This window comes from Polaromonas sp. P1_G2 (genome assembly GCF_056405515.1).
On the sequence record NZ_JBFUBY010000650.1, the window covers coordinates 1 to 661 of the forward strand.

General features: G+C 58.8%; 1 protein-coding gene. It reads left to right on the top strand.

The features are described from left to right. The coding region (locus AC1D0P_RS26735; RefSeq protein WP_477679494.1) for a calcium-binding protein at positions 1-661 on the top strand (661 nt) is incomplete at both ends.

Sequence of the window (661 nt, forward strand, 5' to 3'; positions counted from 1 at the left end):
CTCCAATATGGCGAAGCACTGAGCGATCACGGCGACCTTGGGAGCTTCTACGCTGGCCTGATCCTGGCCACCGAAGATCAGGCTCCGCGTGAAGCGTTTTATCTCGACAGTGAAACCAGCGACGGCGTGCTCTTTCAAGGCAGCGGCTTCACCTATGACGACCGTGGCCAGCTTCTCACCGGCACGATCACGCAGATCAAGTTCCAAATCAGTGATGACCAACCGCTGGCGATCATCGAAGGGAATTATGATGCTGCAACGCTTTTCCAGGTCTACTCCACGAAGGGCGTCGACGCGCTGCTCAGCAAGATGTTGGCAGGCAACGACACGATCCAGGGCACACTGTTCGGCGACAGCCTGCTCGGCCTCAAGGGCAATGACAAGATCAGCGGCGGCTTCGGCGACGACGACATCCAGGGCAACAAGGGCAATGACCGTCTGACGGGGGGCGCCGGCGCAGACACGTTCCTCTTCTTCAAGGGCGACGGCAAAGACGTCATCACCGATTTCGATGCCAAGGGCYCCGGCCACGATCTGATCGGCATCACCGCCGACGAGCACTATACGATCGAGGCAACCGGACATAACACGTTGATCGACTTCGGCCACGGCGACACGATCACCTTGCTCGGCGTCAATTTCCACGATGTCAGTTCACACG